The following is a 16,027-nucleotide window of genomic DNA, read 5'->3' as shown; positions in this document are numbered from 1 at the left end:
TAGGGGTCGTGAGTGTTTTGGCCGGTTAGAACCGGCCGTACCACTCACGAGCATTTGAGGGTCAACACCGTGATCTCGCTGGGCGCGAACACGCGCAGCGGCGGTCCCCAGAACCCGGTGCCGCGCGTCGTGTACAGCTGGGTGCGATCGCTGTGCCGGGTCAAGCCGTGCACCGACGGCTGGTCGACGCGGACCAGGTAGTGGAACGGCCAGATCTGGCCGCCGTGCGTGTGCCCGGACACCTGCAGGTCGACGCCCGCGGCCACGGCGTCGGAGATCTGCTTGGGCTGGTGCGCGACCAGCAGCACCGGCAGCGCGGGGTCGGCGCCGGAGAGCGCACGCGGCAGGTCCGCGCCGTGGCCGGGCAGGCGGGAGGCGGCCGCGGTCCGGTCGTCGACGCCGGCGATGACCAGCTGGGCGCCGTCGCGTTCGACGAGCACGTGGCGGTTGTGCAGCGGCTCCCAGCCCAGGGTTTCCATGTGGTCCAGCCAGGACTGGGCTTCGCCGAAGTACTCGTGGTTACCGGTCGCGTACACTTTGGACAGACTGGCGCGCACGTCGGCCAGCGGGGCAGCCTGCGGGGTGCGGCGGGCGACCGAGCCGTCGGCGATGTCACCGGCGTGGATGGCGATGTCGGGCTTGAGGTCGTTGACGACCGCGACCACCTTCGCCATCCAGCGGGCGCGGTTCAGCGGGCCGAGGTGGGTGTCCGAGATGAGGACGACCCTGGTGCCTTCCAGTCCGGCGCCGAGGCGCGAGATGGTCACGTCGACGTGCTTGACGCGCGGGACCCGCATGGCCTCGAAGTTGCCCCACAGCACCAGAACGACCGAGATCGCCAGCACGACCCAAGCCACCGTCGAGCTGCTGAAGAAGATGTGCAGCAGCTGGCCGAGCGCGCTCCAGGCGAACAGCACCCAGATCACACCGAGCATGGTGTCGCCGATACGGGCCGCCCAGTCGAGGGCGCGGCGGCTGTGGCCGAGGTACATCATCAGCGGGAACAGCAGCAGCGCGGCCACGAACAGGATCGTGCCCGGCAGCACCAGCGCGCCGGGCGCGAGCACGAGCGTCCACCACGGGAGGCCGAACAGCAGGGCCAGGACGACGAGCAGGACAGGAAGCCTCACGGACGCACCATTCGCAGAGAATGCGGCGGAACCGTTCCGCCGCGCAGAGCCGACGCGTCTAATGTAGACGGACGATACGGGAACCCGGCCAGCCGATCCTCGAGTGCGACGTCGGCCTGGTCGAGGCGGCCCGAGAGGAACGCCCACTCGTGCTCGTCGGAGCCGTAGTACAAGACCGTGCCGAAGACCTCGGAGAACCGGCGCCACGACGCGAGCAAAGTCTCATTGCGCCACAAAGTCGGGCAGCCCGCCTGGCAGCTCAGCACGCCGCCTTCGGTGAGATGCGAAGCACACTCGCGCAGGAACTCCGTGCCGTACAAGCGGTTGTGCTGCGCCTCGGGGTCCGTGTTCTCGTCGGGCAGGTCGATGACGATCAGGTCGTACAGGCCGCTGTTCGCCAGGAACTTGAACCCGTCCTCGTAGTGGACGTGGATCGGGCCTTCGCCGCGCTCGGCGCGTTCCAGCGCGGAAGTCGTGTAGCCGTAAGGCAAGTGAGCGGCGCAGGCCTTGACCGCCTCGGTGTCGATGTCGACGTGGTCGACGTGCGAAGCACCCGCGGCGACGGCCATCTCGCAGACCACGCCCTCGCTGGAGCCGATGACGAGCACCCGGTCCAGCTGGGACGCGAGCAGCATCGACGGGACCATCAACGCCTCGTGGTAGACGAGCTGGCTGGCGTCCGCGCTCTGGCGTTCGTTGTCACAGAACAGGGTCACGCCATGGGACGTCTGTCCGATGAGGACTTCCTGGAACGGCGTCCGCGCCTCGAAGAGGACCTCGTCGACCTCCCAGAGCCTGGTCAGGCCATCGCCCATGGGCTCGGCGATCCGGCGCATCAGTATTCTCCTCGCAGCACAGTGGACAGTTCGACCGAAGTCGCGTTGAGCGCCTTCGCCAGCAGGCGGACCGCGTGTTCGGGGTCGGCGCGGTCGCCGCAGGTGAAGACGTCGACGAAGACCGCGCCGATCTCGGGGTAGGTGTGGACCGAGGCGTGCGACTCGGCCAGCAGCGCGAGCACGGTCACGCCCTGCGGCGCGAACCGGTGGGCCATCACCTCGCGGACGGTGGCGCCTGCCTCGGTCACCGCGGCCTCCAGCGTCGACCGCAGGAAGTCGGAGTCGTCGAGCAGTGCCGGGGAGATGCCGTGGAGTTCGGCGAGCACGTGGCGGCCCGCGAACCGGCCGACGTCATGCATGGGCGAACCTTCCGACGCAGCGGACGGCGAGCGGCTCGATGCCGTTGAACGCGACCGACGCGTAACTCGCCGTGTACGCACCGGCACCGGGAATCTCCACGAGATCGCCCGCACGCAAGGAAAGCGGCAGCTCGTAGGGCGTGCGCTGATACAGCACGTCGTCGCCGTCGCAGGTCGGACCGGCGAGGATCACCGGGCCGGACGGGCCGTCCCGCTCGGTCAGCAGGCGATAGACGATGGCCTCGTTCTCGGTCTCGGCGAGCCCGTTGTAGCGGCCGATGTCCAGGTAGACCCAGCGCGGCTGGCCGGGTTTGACGAGGACGACCTCGGTCCGGATCACCCCGGCGTCCGCGACCAGCACCCGGCCGGGCTCCAGCAGCAGCGGCGGGTGGCCGTCCGGGAAATACGCCGCCAGCGCCGAAGAAATCGCCGCGGCGTAGTCGGCGAGCGGCGGCGCGGAGTCCCGATAGGACACCGGGAAGCCGCCGCCGATGTTGAGCCGCTCCAGCGGGATGCCGTCGGCGGCGAGCTTGGCCGCGGTCGCGATCCCGATCTCCCACGCCCGCGGGTCCAGCTGCTGCGAACCGACGTGGAACGCCAGGCCGACGCGCAGTCCCAGCGCGACGGCCCGCCGCGCCAGGTCGAGCGCGACCGCGGGCTCGCAGCCGAACTTCCGGCCGAACGGGGTCACGGAGTCGGGCGCGTCCAGCAACAGCCGGATCGACACCAGCGAATCCGGCGCGCACTCGGCCAGGTTCTCGATGTCGCTCAGCGCGTCCGAGGTGAACTCACGGATCCCGCGCGCGTAGGCGAAAGCGATGTCGTCGCGCTTCTTGATCGTGTTCCCGTACGCCAACACCGCGGGATCTGCCCCACGCGAGAGACACAGCTCGATCTCCGCGCGCCCCGCGACATCGAACCCGGCGCCCACGGAGAGCACCGCGTCGAGCACAGCGGGTTCCGGGTTCGCCTTGACCGCGTAGCGAACCTGCGCGCCGGGAAACAGTGCGACGAACTCGCGGGCGCGCGCTTCCACCACATCGGTGTCGACGAGCAGGTACGGGTGGTTCACGCCCCGATGCTAGACGAGCCCGGTCGTGCTCTCCCTGACCTGGAGCGCGAACGGCGTCTGCACCTCGGTCGGCTCGAACGCGTCCGGCTCCGAGCGCCGGTGGATGAGGTCGACCGCCGCGCGGGCGATGGCCGCTTTGTCGGGCGCGATCGTGGTCAGCGACGGGAGCGAGTACGCGCTCTCTTCGGTGTTGTCGAACCCGGCGATCGCGATGTCGTCGGGGACCCGGAAGCCGCGTTCGGCAGCCGTGCGCAGCGCGCCGATGGCGAGCATGTCGTTGAAGCAGAACACCGCGTCCGGCGGTTCGGGCAGGCTGAGCAGGTGCGCCATGGCCGTCGCGCCATCCGCGCGGTGGTAGTTCAACGCCGGCGAGACGTATTCGGGCGGCGACGGCAGCCCGGCGGCGGCCAGCGCCTCGCGGTAGCCGGTCAGCCGCAGCGCGGCCGTGCCACGGTGCGGGTTCGCGCCGATGGCGGCGATCCGGCGGCGGCCCATCCCGGCCAGGTGCGCCACGGCGGTGCGCGCGGCGAGGACGTTGTCGATGGCGACGCGGTCGATCGGCACGTCGAGCGCGTGCTCACCGAGCATGACCAGCGGGACTTTCGGCGCCAGCTCGGTGAAATCGTCGACTTCCAGCGCCTCCGGTCCGATGATCGCGCCGTCGATCATGTGCGGGCCGAGTGAGGCCAGCGTCGCGCGCTCCCGCTCGCGGGTGCCCTGGGTCTGCTCGATGAGCACGCTCCAGTCGCGATCGTGCGCGGCGGTGATCACCAGCCCGGCCAGTTCGCCGAAGTACGGGATGCTCAGCTCCGGCACGACCAGCGCGATGAACCCGGTGCGGCCGCGGCGCAGGTTCCGCGCGCCCATGTTGGGCCGATACCCGGTCGCGGCCAGCGCTTCTTCGACCCGGCGCCGGTTCTCCGGCTTGACGAAGTCGTAGCCGTTGACGACGTTCGAAACCGTCTTCACCGACACCCCCGCCAGCGTGGCGACATCCTTCAGCGTCGGCGCCATGCAACTCCCCTTCCGGTCTCGCGAGCAGATCCTAGCTACAACCTTTGCCGCTTTACAACGTTGTGCCAACGATGTAAAAACTGGTGGAAGCCATCCGGAGTGACGCGGGTCACCGCCGCCCCGCACGTCCGCCGACGTCTCCCCGGCATGAAGGAGCAGCACCCATGCACGTCCCCGCCCAGCGCGCCGCCGTCGCGGTCGCCTCACTCGCCTCACTCGCACTGCTCGCGGGCTGCGCCAAGACCGAGTCGCAGAACTCGGCGCCGTCCGGGCCAGGCCCGGCCGCCTCGGCCGCGCCGCAGCAGTCCGCCGGTCCCGGCTGCACGCTCGCCCAGACCGGCTACCCCAAGCTCGACCTGAAGACCGCGAAGATCGGCTTCTCCCAGTCGGAGAAGGAGGCCAACCCGTTCCGGATCGCCGAGACGCAGTCGATCAAGGACGAGGCGGGCAAGCTCGGCATCCCGGCGTCGAACCTGCTGGTCACGAACGCGCAGAGCGACCTGAACAAGCAGATCGCCGACATCAAGTCGATGCTCGACCAGGGCGCGCAGGCGCTGATCGTGGCGCCGCTGAACTCCGACGGCCTGGCGCCGGCGCTCGAGGCGGCCAAGGCGAAGAAGGTCCCGGTCGTCACCGTCGACCGCAAGGTCACGCAGGCGCCGTGCACCGACTACCTGACCTTCATCGGCTCCGACTTCGTCGCGCAGGGCAAGCGTGCCGCCGACGAGATGATCAGGGTGACCGGTGGCACCGGCAAGGTCGCGATCCTGCTCGGGTCCTCGGGCAACAACGTCACCACCGACCGCACCAAGGGCTTCACCGACCAGCTGGCGAGCGCCAAGGGACTGTCCATCGTGGCGCAGCAGACCGGTGAGTTCGATCGCTCCAAGGGGCAAGCCGTGATGGAGCAGCTCATCCAGAGCCACCCCGACCTCACCGCGGTCTACGCCGAGAACGACGAGATGGGCATCGGCGCGGTCAACGCGCTCAAGGCCGCGGGCAAGAACCCCGGCAAGGACGTCAAGATCGTCTCGATCGACGGCACCCGCAACGCCGTGCAGCTCGTCGTCGACGGGTCGTACAACGCGGTCATCGAGTCGAACCCGCGCTTCGGCAACCTCGCTTTCCAGACGCTGCAACAGTTCGCGGACGGGAAGCCGATCCAGCCGACCGTGATCATCTCGGACGACCAGTACGACGAGACCAACGCGTCGCAGAAGGTCGCGAACGCTTACTGAGAGGGCACAACCGTGCTGGAAGCCGTCGAAGTCTCCAAGGAGTTCCTCGGCGTCAAGGCACTCGACCGGGTCTCGTTCACGCTGAGACCCGGCGAGGTGCACGCGCTCGTCGGGGAGAACGGTGCCGGGAAGTCCACCCTGATCAAGGTGCTGACCGGGGTCTATCAGCCGGACGGCGGGGTGCTGCGGCACCACGGCGCCCCGGTGACCTTCGCCAAGCCGATCCAGGCGCAGCAGGCCGGGATCTCCACGATCTACCAAGAGGTCAACCTCATCCCGCTGATGAGCATCGCGGCCAACGTGTTCCTCGGCCGCGAGCCTCGCAACCGGGGCCTGATCGACTGGCGCAAGCTCAACGCCGACTCCACTGAACTCCTCGCGGGGTACGGCATCACGGCCGACGTGCGCAAGCCGCTGGCCAGCCTGGGCGTCGGCGCGCAGCAGATGGTGGCGCTCGCCCGCGCGGTCTCGCTCGACGCGCGGGTGGTCATCATGGACGAGCCGACGTCCTCTTTGGAGCCTCGCGAGGTCGAGACGCTGTTCACGGTCATCGAACGGCTGCACCGCGAGGGCATCGCGATCCTCTATGTGAGTCACCGGATGGACGAGCTGTACCGGATCTGCGACCAGGTCACCGTGCTGCGCGACGGCAAACTCGTCCACAGTGGACCGCTGGCGGACCTGCCCAGGATCGAGCTGGTGTCGATGATGCTCGGCCGGGCGGTCAGCGACATCCGTGAACACGGCACGACGGGTTTCGGCGAGGATCACCACGCATCGAAGGAACCGTTGCTGCGGGCGGAAAACCTGACCAGCGGCACCAGGATCAACGACGTGTCGGTGACGGTCAGGCCGGGTGAGGTCGTCGGGCTCGCCGGGCTGCTCGGCTCCGGCCGCAGCGAGACCGCACGCGCGATCATCGGCGCGCTGCCGCTCGACGGTGGCACCGTGCTGCTCGCCGGGAAGCCGGTCAAGCGCACGGTCGCCCAGGCCATGCGCGCCGGGATCAGCCTGCTCGCCGAGGACCGCAAGGCCGACGGGATCATCCCGAACCTGTCCGTCCGCGAGAACATCGCGCTCGCCGCGCTCCCCCGGCTGTCCCGGTTCGGGCTGGTCAGCCGGTCCAAACAGGACAGGATCGTGGACACGTTCATGAAACGCCTGCGTATCAAGGCGTCCAGCCCCGATCAGAAGGTCGCCGAGTTGTCCGGCGGCAACCAGCAGAAGGTGCTGCTCGCCCGCTGGCTCTGCACTCAGCCGAAGGTGCTGCTGCTCGACGAACCGAGCCGCGGCATCGACGTCGGCGCGAAGGCCGAGGTGCAGGCCCTGATCGACGAACTCGCGCGCGAAGGGCTCGCCGTGCTGCTGATCTCGTCCGAAATGGAGGAGCTCATCGACGGCGCCGACCGGATCGTGGTGCTGCGCGACGGGACCGTCGCCGGTGAGCTGAGCGGTGAGGACGTCACCGAGAAGAACGTGCTGGCCGCGATCGCGGGGACGCGCTCATGACGCGGACCAGATGGTTGCAGGAGTACGGCGTCTACCTGGCGGTCGCCGGGTTGTTCGCGTTCAACCTGCTGTTCACCGAGAACTTCGTGTCCGCCGCCAACTTCCGCACCCAGCTGTTGCAAGCGGCGCCGGTGTGCATCGTGGCGCTCGGGATGGCGCTGGTCATCGGCACCGAGGGCGTCGACCTGTCCGTCGGCGCGGTGATGGCGTTGTCCGCCGCGCTCATCCCGCTCTATCTCGGGTACGGACCGCTGCTGGCCGTGCTGGTCGCGCTCGTGGTCGGGCTGGCCGCCGGGTTGTTCAACGGATTTCTGGTGGCACAGCTCGGAATTCAGCCGATCGTGGCCACGCTCGGGCTCTTGGTCGGCGGGCGAGGGCTCGCGCTCGTGATCGCCGAGGGCAAGCTCGTCGAGGTCCGGTCGCCGGAGTTCCTGTCGCTGGGCAACGGCGACGTGTTCGGCATCCCGGTGAGCGTGCTGGTCGCGGCGGTGCTCGCGGTCGGCGTCGGGCTGCTGGTGCAGCGGACCACGTTCGGGCGTCAGCTGGTGGCGATCGGCGGGAACCGGTCCGCGAGCGCGCTGGCCGGGTTGCCCGTGAAGCGCGTGCTCATCGGCGTCTACGCGATCTGCGGCGTGCTCGCCGGGGTCGCGGGCGTACTGGCGACCGCGCGGCTCGGCGCCAGCGACCCGGCGGACATCGGGCTGCTGATGGAACTTTCGGCGATCACCGCGGTGGTCGTCGGCGGCACGCCGCTGACCGGCGGGCGGGTACGGGTGCTCGGCACGGTCATGGGCGCGGTGCTGATGCAGCTCGTCCGCGCCACGCTGATCAAGCACGACCTGCCGGATTCGGCCACGCAGATGGTGCAGGCGGCGATCATCATCGCGGCCGTCTACGTCGCACGAGAGCGGAGCACGCGATGACGGCGACCACGGTCCAGGCCAACCGGGAGCGGTGGGCGAGCCTGCTGCAGCGGCAGGGCGCGGCGGTCGTGCTCGTCGTGGTCATCGCCGTCGCGTGGATCGCGTTCCCGCGCTTCGGCTCGCTCGGGAACCTGCGTGACCTGGCGCTGCAGAGCTCGTTCCTGCTGGTCATCGCGCTCGGCATGACGTTCGTGATCATCACCGGCGGTATCGACCTGTCGGTCGGCTCGGTGTACGCGCTGGGCGGTGTGCTCGCGGCGTACGGCTCGCAATGGGGGTTCTTCGGCTCGCTCCTGCTGCCGCTCGCCGTGTGCGGGATCATCGGGCTGATCAACGGGATACTGGTGGCGCGCACGGGAATGGCGCCGTTCATCGTCACGCTGGCGTCGCTACTGTTCGCACGCGGGCTGCTGCTGGCGATCACCAGCGAGGGGTCGACGACGTTCAAGATCCCGGGTGACGCTGTCTTCCTTCGCTTGGGCCAAGGGACTTTCCTCGGTATCGGGTATCCGGTCTACATCGCCGCTGCGCTGTGCCTCGCCGGTGGTGTCCTTTTGCGACGGACGCGGTTCGGGCAGTCGGTGTTCGCCACCGGCGGCGCCGAGTCGTCCGCGCTGCTGATGGGCCTGCCGGTGGCCCGCACCAAGATCGCGGTGTACACGATGAGCGGGCTGCTCGCCGGGTTCGCCGGCGCGCTGACCGCCGCGTACCTCCAGTCCGGCGTGACCGTGATCGGCGTCGGCACGGAACTCGACGCGATCGCCGTCGTGGTCATCGGCGGCACGCTGCTCACCGGCGGCGCGGGCACGATCATCGGCACGGTGATCGGCGTCGGCCTGCGCAACGTGATCCAGAGCGTGATCAACCAGATCGGCACTCTCGACAGCAATTTCCAGTCGGTGGTCAGCGGCGGCTTCCTGCTCGTGGTCGTCGTGGTCCAGCGCTGGCTCGCCAAATCCCGTAACGCATAGAGAGGTTCGTACATGTTCTCTCCGCGTCCGGTGCTACTCGCCGTCGTCGCCGTCCTACTGTCCACTGTGGGCGTTGCCTCAGCGGACCCGCCAAGCTGGAAGCGAATCGAACCAGCGCTGAAGACGCCGTGGTCCGACCAGGTTTCGCCGACCAACGCCCTGCCGGAGTACCCGCGGCCGCAGCTGACCCGCGACCGCTGGCAGAACCTCAACGGGGTGTGGCAGTTCTCGAAGGCCACGGCCGGTGAGGCGCCGCCGATCGGGAAGAACCTCGCGGAGCGGATCCTCGTGCCGTACCCGGTGGAGTCCGCGTTGTCCGGGATCCAGCGGCACGAGACGAACATGTGGTACCGCCGCACGTTCACCGTGCCGCGCGAGTGGCGTGACCGGGTGGTGCTGCGGTTCCAGGCGGTCGACTGGGCCACGACCGTGTGGGTCAACGGCAAGCAGGTCACCCGGCACACCGGCGGCTACGACGCGTTCTCGGTCGACGTGACCGACGCGCTGAAGTCCTCGGGCGAGCAGGAGATCGTGGTCGGCGTGTCCGATCCGAACGACGCGGGCGAGCAGCCGCTGGGCAAGCAGCGCAAGCCCGGCGACGGCATCTTCTACACGCCGAGTTCCGGTATCTGGCAGACGGTCTGGCTCGAACCCGTCGCCGCGACGCACATCGAGCGGCTCGACATGACGCCCGATCTGGCGAAGAGCGCGCTCGCGCTGAACGTCCGCGCGACCGGCGGCGGCATCGTCGAAGCGGTCGCGTACGACGGAAACCGCATGGTCGGCCGGGTGAGCGGCATGGCCAACACGCCCCTGTCGCTGCCGGTGCCCAGGCCGCATCTGTGGACCCCGGACGACCCGCACCTCTACACACTGCGGGTCAGGCTGAACGGCGACCAGGTCGGCTCGTACTTCGGCATGCGGTCGATCAGTCTCGGCAAGACGTCCGACGGCAAGACCCGGATGATGCTGAACGGCAAGTTCGTCATGCAGATGGGCCCGCTGGACCAGGGTTTCTGGCCGGACGGCATCCACACCGCGCCGACCGACGCGGCGCTGCGGTTCGACCTGGAGCAGGAGAAGGCACTCGGCTTCAACATGGTCCGCAAGCACATCAAGGTCGAACCCGATCGCTGGTACTACCACGCGGACCGGCTCGGGCTGCTGGTCTGGCAGGACATGCCGTCGATGATGACCGGCCGTGAGGCGTCGCCGACCGGGCGCGCGAACTTCGAGTCCGAGCTGCACCGGATGATCGAGCAGCACAAGAGCTTCACCTCGATCGTCACCTGGGTGCCGTTCAACGAGGGCTGGGGCGACTACGAGGTCGGCCGGATCGCCGACCAGGTCAAGGCCTGGGACCCGAGCAGGCTGGTCAACGCCGAGAGCGGCGTGAACTGCTGCGACTCGGAGCCGGACAGCGGCCGCGGCGACATGTACGACAACCACATGTACATCGGGCCAGGCGCCCCGATGCCGTCAGCGACGCGAGCCGCTGTCGACGGCGAGTACGGCGGGCTGGGGCTTAAGACGCCGGGACACGAGTTCGACCCGGCCGGCAGCTTCGCGTACGAGATCGTGCCGAACAGCACTGTGCTGACCGATCGCTATGTCGAGTTGCAGAAGCGTCTCACGCTTATCAAGCAGCGATGCGGGGTCTCGGCGGGCGTCTACACCCAGACGACCGACGTCGAGAAGGAGATCAACGGCTTCTGGACCTACGACCGCCAGCTGTCCAAAATGGACTTCGCGAAGGTGCGTGCGGCCAACCAGGCGTTGATCAGGTCGGCCGACACGGCGCCGCCGGGCGAGTTCCCGCCGGGTAAGCCGGGTATCGACGGCATCGACGCGTACGCGTTCAACGAAGGCCAGGGCACGGTGGCGCGTGACAGCGTCGGCGGGCACGACGCGACGGTGACCAACGGCGGCTGGGCCGATTCGGCGCTGACGTTGACCGGCAACGGCCAGGCCGACACCGGCGCGGCGCTGCTGGACACCGCGGGCAACTACAGCGTCTCGGCGTGGGTGAAGCTCAACGTCGTCGACGGCGCGTTCCAGACCGTGGTCAGCCAGGACGGGCCCCGCGACAGCGCGTTCTTCCTGCAGTACTCCGGCGCCGACCGCAAGCTGGCGTTCAGCTTCGTCGGCGAACGCGCGCTCGCGCCCGTCACCCCGGTCGCCGGCCAGTGGTACCACCTCGTCGGCGTCCGCGACGCCGCGCACGGTCAGCTCAAGCTGTACGTCGACGGGCAGCCAGCCGCCGTGCGCGACGCCTGCCTGACCGACAAGACGACCGGCAACACGGTCATCGGCCGGGGCAAGTACGGCGGCAACCCCGTCGACTTCCTCAACGGCTCGGTCGACGAGGTCCGCGTCTACGACCGCGCGCTCACCGACGCCGAGGTCGCCGCGGTCCACACGCGAGGCAGGTAGCGAACCCGGGATAAAGCGGGCTTTACTCCGCGGAGTAAAGCCCGCTTTATCGCGTTCGTGTGGATCAAGATCTGCTACCGTGGCAACCGTGGGTGAACCCATGACTACCCGCCGCCGTTCGTGGCTCGTCCTCTTCTTCCTGGGCGTGGTCGCGGTGGCGGGACTCCACCTCTCCGCGTGCGTCGGGCATCACGACGCACCGCACGAGCATGCCGCCGCCGTGGTCGTGCACCTCGACCACTGCCCGGCCGAGCAGCACAAGGACACCTCCGAGCGGCCGTCGGCCGATGTCGTGCGCCAGCAGGACCAGCCGGGCCCGGTACTCGAAAGTCCTTTCGCCACAACGGAATCCTGGATTCCCGAGTACGGGCACGGCGAGCTCGCCGCGGCGCCGTCGCAGGCACGCACCGGCCGGCGAATACTGCTGGACCACTGCGTTTCCCGTACCTGAGCAGCAACCGCACACCTCGATCCCGGACGCGAACCTTCGCCATCCGGTGTGCCGTCCTGCCCTCGAAACGGGAGAACTCTCTTGACCACAGCCAAACCAGCCGTCGACCGCGCGGTCGGCAACACCCCGGTCCTCTGGATCGAGGACCCGCTCACCGGACCGCCGCACGGCTTCTGGGCCAAGCTCGAAGGCTTCAATCCCGGTGGCATGAAAGACCGGCCGGCGCTGCACATGGTCGCCAGGGCCAGAGAACGCGGTGACCTGGCCGACGGGGCGCCGATCGTCGAGTCCACCAGCGGCACGCTCGGGCTCGGGCTGGCACTGGCCGGCATCGTGCACGGCCATCCGGTCACCCTGGTCACCGATCCCGGGATGGAGCCGATCGTGCGGCGGATGCTGACCGCGCACGGCACCCGCGTCGACCTGGTCACCGAGCCGCATCCGGCGGGCGGCTGGCAGCAGGCGCGCCGCGACCGCGTGCGGCGGCTGCTCGACGAGCAACCCGGCGCGTGGTGCCCGGACCAGTACAACAACCCGGACAACGTCGACGCGTACGCCGGGCTCGCCGACGAGCTGGCCACGCAGCTCGGCCGGATCGACGTGCTCGTCTGCTCGGTCGGCACCGGCGGCCACTCGGCGGGCGTCTTCCGGGTGCTGAGCAGGTACTTCCCGCAGCTCAGGATGATCGGCGTCGACACGATCGGGTCGACGATCTTCGGCCAGCCCGCGACCACCCGGCTGATGCGCGGGCTGGGTTCGAGCATCCACCCGCGCAACGTCGACTACGCCGCGTTCGACGAGGTGCACTGGGTCGCGCCGCACGAAGCGGTCTGGACCTGCCGCAGACTCGCGGCCACGCATCACGCGACCGGCGGCTGGAGCGTCGGCGCGGTGGCGCTGGTCGCGGGGTGGGCCGCGCGCACCGAGGGCCCCGACGTGCGCGTGGCCGCGGTGTTCCCCGACGGCCCGCAGCGCTACTTCGACACCGTCTACAACGACGAATACTGTGCGGCACAAGGACTTCTGGGACAGCGGCCGACCGCGCCCGCCACGATCGACGATCCGGCCGAGCGGGTCGTGACGAGCTGGACGCGCTGCCGCAAGGTGGTCGATCCGGCATGAGCCTCCTCGCGCGGTACCGGTCGTTCGACCGGCCGAGCCGGCTGCTGATGCTCAACCAGTTCGCCATCAACGTCGGCTTCTACATGCTGATGCCGTATCTGGCGACCTATCTGGGCGGCCCGCTCGGGCTGGCGGGCTGGGCGGTCGGGCTGGTGCTCGGCGTGCGGAACTTCTCGCAGCAGGGCATGTTCCTCGTCGGCGGCGCGCTGGCGGACCGCTTCGGCTACAAGCCGCTCATCGTCGCGGGCTGCGTGCTGCGCACGGGCGGGTTCGCCGTGCTGGCCGTCGTCGACTCGCTGCCGAGCCTGCTCGTCGCCTCGGCGGCGACCGGGTTCGCCGGCGCGTTGTTCAACCCGGCCGTCCGCGCGTACCTCGCCGCGGACTCCGGCGAGCGACGGCTGGAAGCGTTCGCCGTGTTCAACGTGTTCTATCAGGGCGGGATCCTCGCCGGACCGGTCGTCGGGCTGGCGCTGACGGCGGTCGACTTCAAGCTCACCTGCCTGGTCGCGGCCGCGGTCTTCGGCGTGCTGACCGTCGTCCAGCTCAAGGCGTTGCCCGCGCAGCGCGAACGGCCGGAAGCCCGGTCACCGGCCGGAATCCGCGCGGTGGCGGGCAATCGGTCGTTCCTGCTGTTCGCGCTGGTGATGATCGGGTCGTACGTGCTGACGTTCCAGACGTACCTCGCGCTGCCGCTCGAGGCACGCCGGATCGCCGGGCCCGGCGCGGCGGGCACCGCGGTGATCGCCGCGCTGTTCGTGGTCTCCGGCGGGCTGGCGATCGCCGGGCAGCTGAAGATCACGGCCTGGTTCCAGCGGAAATGGCCACCCGGCACCTGCATGGCCGCCGGGATCTGCTTGATGGCACTGGCTTTCGTCGCGCCGGGCGCGGCTGCGCGCACCGGGCCGGTGCTCGCCGGTGTCGCGCTGGTGCTGTCGGCGGCGCTGCTGGCGCTGGGCACGGTCGCGGTCTTCCCGTTCGAGATGGACACCGTGGTCCGGTTCGCGGGCGGCAGGCTGGTCGCCACGTACTACGGGTTCTACAACACCGTGGTCGGCGTCGGGATCCTGCTCGGCAACCTGTTCACCGGCACGGTTTTCGACCTGGCCAGGTCGTCGGGATGGCCGGAGCTGCCGTGGCTCGGGCTGGTCGCGCTCGGCGGCGCGTGCGCGTTCGGGCTGCGCGCGCTGGAACGGAGCGGGCACCTGGATCCGGTGCCCGCCCCGGCGTAGCTAGGCGACGTCGCGCCTGGTCACGAGGAAACCCGTGACCACCACGAAGAACGCCAGGTAGACGGCGGCGAGCACGGTGGCCGTGGCACCGCTGAGGTTCGCCACGACCCCGGGCGCGCCGCCGTTCGCGACGGTCGCCGACCCGAGCGCGGCCACGAGTGAGCCGGTCGCCGTGCCGGGCAGCACGTCCGTGATCGGCTGAAGCCAGCTGAGCAGGCCAGCCGCGCCACGCAACAGGTTCTCCACCGCGAGCACCCAGACGACGCCGAGGCCGACCGCTAGCGCGGGGCCGCGGGCGAGCGTCCCGAGCGCGAACCCGCCCATCGTCCACATGCCGAGGATGAGGACACCCGCACCGAGCGCCTTCACCGACTCGCCGAGCCCAGGCATGACCAGGTCCTGTCCCTCGGCGAGGCCGAGCGTGCTGGCGACGGCGAGGTCGACCGCGAAGGTCACGACCACGACCGCGACGACGATGGCCGCCAGCGCGACGAGCGAACCACCCGCGGTGAGCGCGCGACGCGGCCGCATGATGTAGACGGTCTTCCACGTGCCCCAGCCGTATCCGTTGCCGGCGGCGAGCGCGCCGAGCGTCAACAGGATCGCGCCGCCGAACATCGGCATGCCGCCGAGCACCGCCGACGGCACGCCGGCGGGCATGATCCCGGCCAGGATCTGCTGCTTGCTCAGGCCGTCGGAGTTGAACCCGCCGCCGTCACCGACGTACGAGAGATAGCGGAAGACGTAGGTGAAGGTCAAGTTCAGCAGCAGCCAGGCGCCGAACATCACCCAGACGGCGGGCCAGCGCCGCAGCCGGAGCAGTTCGGCACGCGCTCCCTGTGCCAATACGGTCATGGCGTCTCCTTGGTCATCGCGAAGAACGCGTCCTCGAGGGAGCGCTCGGACGGGCGGATCTCGTGCACGGCGATGCCCTCGGTCACGAGCGCCCGGTTGATCTCGGCCGCCTCGCCGCCGTCGAGCACCAGCGCACCGTCCACAACGGACACTTCGGTGGCGTGCCGCGCACAGATCCCGAGCGCGGCTTCGAGCGGGTCGGCCTTGACGAGCAACCTGCCGCTGCCGCGCAGTTCGCTGACGGTCGATTCGGTGACCAGCCGCCCGCGTGAGATGACACCGACCCGGTCGCAGATCTCCTGGACCTCGCCGAGCAGATGGCTCGACAGCAACACGGTCTTGCCGTCCGCCGCGAGCCCGGCGATCAGCTTGCGCATGTCGGTGACACCCGCCGGGTCGAGCCCGTTGGTCGGCTCGTCGAGTATCAGCAACTCGGGATCGCCGAGCAGCGCGGCGGCGACACCCAGCCGTTGCTTCATGCCGAGCGAGTAGGTCTTGAAGCGATCGCGGCCGCGGTCCGTGAGATCGACGCGCGCGAGCACGTACTCGACCTCGTCGTCGCCGAAACCGCCGTAGCGGGCCAGCACGCGGAGGTTGTCGCGGCCGCTGAGGTACGGAAAGAAGCCCGGCCCCTCGATGAGCGCGCCGACGGCGGACTTGCCGGGTGGCTCGCCGAGCACCAGCGCCGTGCCCGATGACGGGCGGACGAGGCCGAGCAGCATCCGCAGCGTGGTCGTCTTGCCTGCGCCGTTGGGTCCGAGGAACCCGTACACCTCGCCGCGGCGGACGGTCAGGCTCACCGCGTCGACCGCGGCACGCGTGCCGTATTTCTTGGTCAGGTCCTGCGTGAGTACGACGTTCATGGTGGGCAAGCGTGCCGCTCGA

15 protein-coding genes are annotated in these 16,027 nt (G+C 69.6%); 8 read left to right on the top strand and 7 right to left on the bottom strand.

All coding sequences use genetic code 11. From position 1 onward, the window contains the following. Window positions 1-44: 44 nt before the first annotated feature. The 5 genes from AB5J62_RS06670 to AB5J62_RS06650 are packed head-to-tail and all read right to left on the bottom strand — an operon-like array spanning window position 45 to window position 4,411. Window positions 45-1,130 carry a metallophosphoesterase gene (locus tag AB5J62_RS06670; RefSeq protein WP_370947232.1) on the bottom strand — a complete coding sequence of 362 codons (1,086 nt, stop codon included), beginning with the start codon at window positions 1,128-1,130 and terminating at the stop codon, window positions 45-47. Next, window positions 1,127-1,966, bottom strand: a complete 840-nt coding sequence (locus AB5J62_RS06665; protein WP_370947231.1) for a spermidine synthase — start codon at window positions 1,964-1,966, stop codon at window positions 1,127-1,129. Before AB5J62_RS06665 ends, AB5J62_RS06670 begins: the two co-directional genes overlap by 4 nt. Then, the gene (gene speD / locus AB5J62_RS06660; protein ID WP_370947230.1) at window positions 1,966-2,325 is read right to left on the bottom strand and encodes an adenosylmethionine decarboxylase; all 360 of its coding nucleotides are present in this window, start codon (window positions 2,323-2,325) and stop codon (window positions 1,966-1,968) included. Before speD ends, AB5J62_RS06665 begins: the two co-directional genes overlap by 1 nt. Beyond that, on the bottom strand, window positions 2,318-3,397 hold the full coding sequence (locus tag AB5J62_RS06655; protein WP_370947229.1) for a type III PLP-dependent enzyme: 1,080 nt from the start codon (window positions 3,395-3,397) through the stop codon (window positions 2,318-2,320). The genes speD and AB5J62_RS06655 overlap by 8 nt, the downstream gene beginning before the upstream one ends. A 9-nt stretch (window positions 3,398-3,406) precedes the next feature. Continuing rightward, on the bottom strand, window positions 3,407-4,411 hold the full coding sequence (locus AB5J62_RS06650; protein ID WP_370947228.1) for a LacI family DNA-binding transcriptional regulator: 1,005 nt from the start codon (window positions 4,409-4,411) through the stop codon (window positions 3,407-3,409). A gap of 164 nt (window positions 4,412-4,575) precedes the next feature. On the opposite strand from AB5J62_RS06650, the gene AB5J62_RS06645 reads away from it, so the two are divergent. The 8 genes from AB5J62_RS06645 (at window position 4,576) to AB5J62_RS06610 (ending at window position 14,287) form a co-directional block, all read left to right on the top strand. After that, window positions 4,576-5,649: an ABC transporter substrate-binding protein gene (locus tag AB5J62_RS06645; RefSeq protein WP_370947227.1), complete on the top strand. Its 1,074-nt coding sequence runs from the start codon at window positions 4,576-4,578 to the stop codon at window positions 5,647-5,649. 12 nt (window positions 5,650-5,661) lie between these two features. Next, window positions 5,662-7,158 (top strand): sugar ABC transporter ATP-binding protein, encoded by a 1,497-nt coding sequence (locus tag AB5J62_RS06640; protein WP_370947226.1) that lies wholly within the window; start codon window positions 5,662-5,664, stop codon window positions 7,156-7,158. After that, entirely contained in the window at window positions 7,155-8,081 is a 927-nt protein-coding gene (locus AB5J62_RS06635; protein ID WP_370947225.1) for an ABC transporter permease, read from the top strand. Before AB5J62_RS06640 ends, AB5J62_RS06635 begins: the two co-directional genes overlap by 4 nt. Then, window positions 8,078-9,052, top strand: a complete 975-nt coding sequence (locus AB5J62_RS06630; RefSeq protein WP_370947224.1) for an ABC transporter permease — start codon at window positions 8,078-8,080, stop codon at window positions 9,050-9,052. Before AB5J62_RS06635 ends, AB5J62_RS06630 begins: the two co-directional genes overlap by 4 nt. 12 nt (window positions 9,053-9,064) lie before the next feature. Next, window positions 9,065-11,485 carry a LamG-like jellyroll fold domain-containing protein gene (locus AB5J62_RS06625; protein ID WP_370947223.1) on the top strand — a complete coding sequence of 807 codons (2,421 nt, stop codon included), beginning with the start codon at window positions 9,065-9,067 and terminating at the stop codon, window positions 11,483-11,485. A 100-nt stretch (window positions 11,486-11,585) separates the two neighbouring features. Further along, window positions 11,586-11,936 carry a hypothetical protein gene (locus AB5J62_RS06620; protein ID WP_370947222.1) on the top strand — a complete coding sequence of 117 codons (351 nt, stop codon included), beginning with the start codon at window positions 11,586-11,588 and terminating at the stop codon, window positions 11,934-11,936. Window positions 11,937-12,017: 81 nt separating this feature from the next. After that, a complete protein-coding gene (locus AB5J62_RS06615) occupies window positions 12,018-13,058 on the top strand; it encodes a PLP-dependent cysteine synthase family protein (RefSeq protein WP_370947221.1) in 1,041 nt (346 codons plus the stop codon). After that, window positions 13,055-14,287, top strand: coding sequence for an MFS transporter (locus AB5J62_RS06610; RefSeq protein WP_370947220.1), 1,233 nt, complete (start codon window positions 13,055-13,057; stop codon window positions 14,285-14,287). The genes AB5J62_RS06615 and AB5J62_RS06610 overlap by 4 nt, the downstream gene beginning before the upstream one ends. Here AB5J62_RS06610 and AB5J62_RS06605 read toward each other — a convergent pair whose 3' ends face one another. Both AB5J62_RS06605 and AB5J62_RS06600 read right to left on the bottom strand, forming a co-directional pair. Then, complete coding sequence (locus tag AB5J62_RS06605) at window positions 14,288-15,142, bottom strand: ABC transporter permease (protein WP_370947219.1); 855 nt, start codon at window positions 15,140-15,142, stop codon at window positions 14,288-14,290. Further along, on the bottom strand, window positions 15,139-16,005 hold the full coding sequence (locus tag AB5J62_RS06600; protein WP_370947218.1) for an ABC transporter ATP-binding protein: 867 nt from the start codon (window positions 16,003-16,005) through the stop codon (window positions 15,139-15,141). The genes AB5J62_RS06605 and AB5J62_RS06600 overlap by 4 nt, the downstream gene beginning before the upstream one ends. Window positions 16,006-16,027 lie beyond the last annotated feature (22 nt).

Origin of the sequence: Amycolatopsis sp. cg5 (assembly GCF_041346955.1) — a bacterium.
Lineage (GTDB): Bacteria > Actinomycetota > Actinomycetes > Mycobacteriales > Pseudonocardiaceae > Amycolatopsis.
Note: the sequence above shows the minus strand (reverse complement) of the source record. Positions and strands in the feature narration are given on the sequence as shown.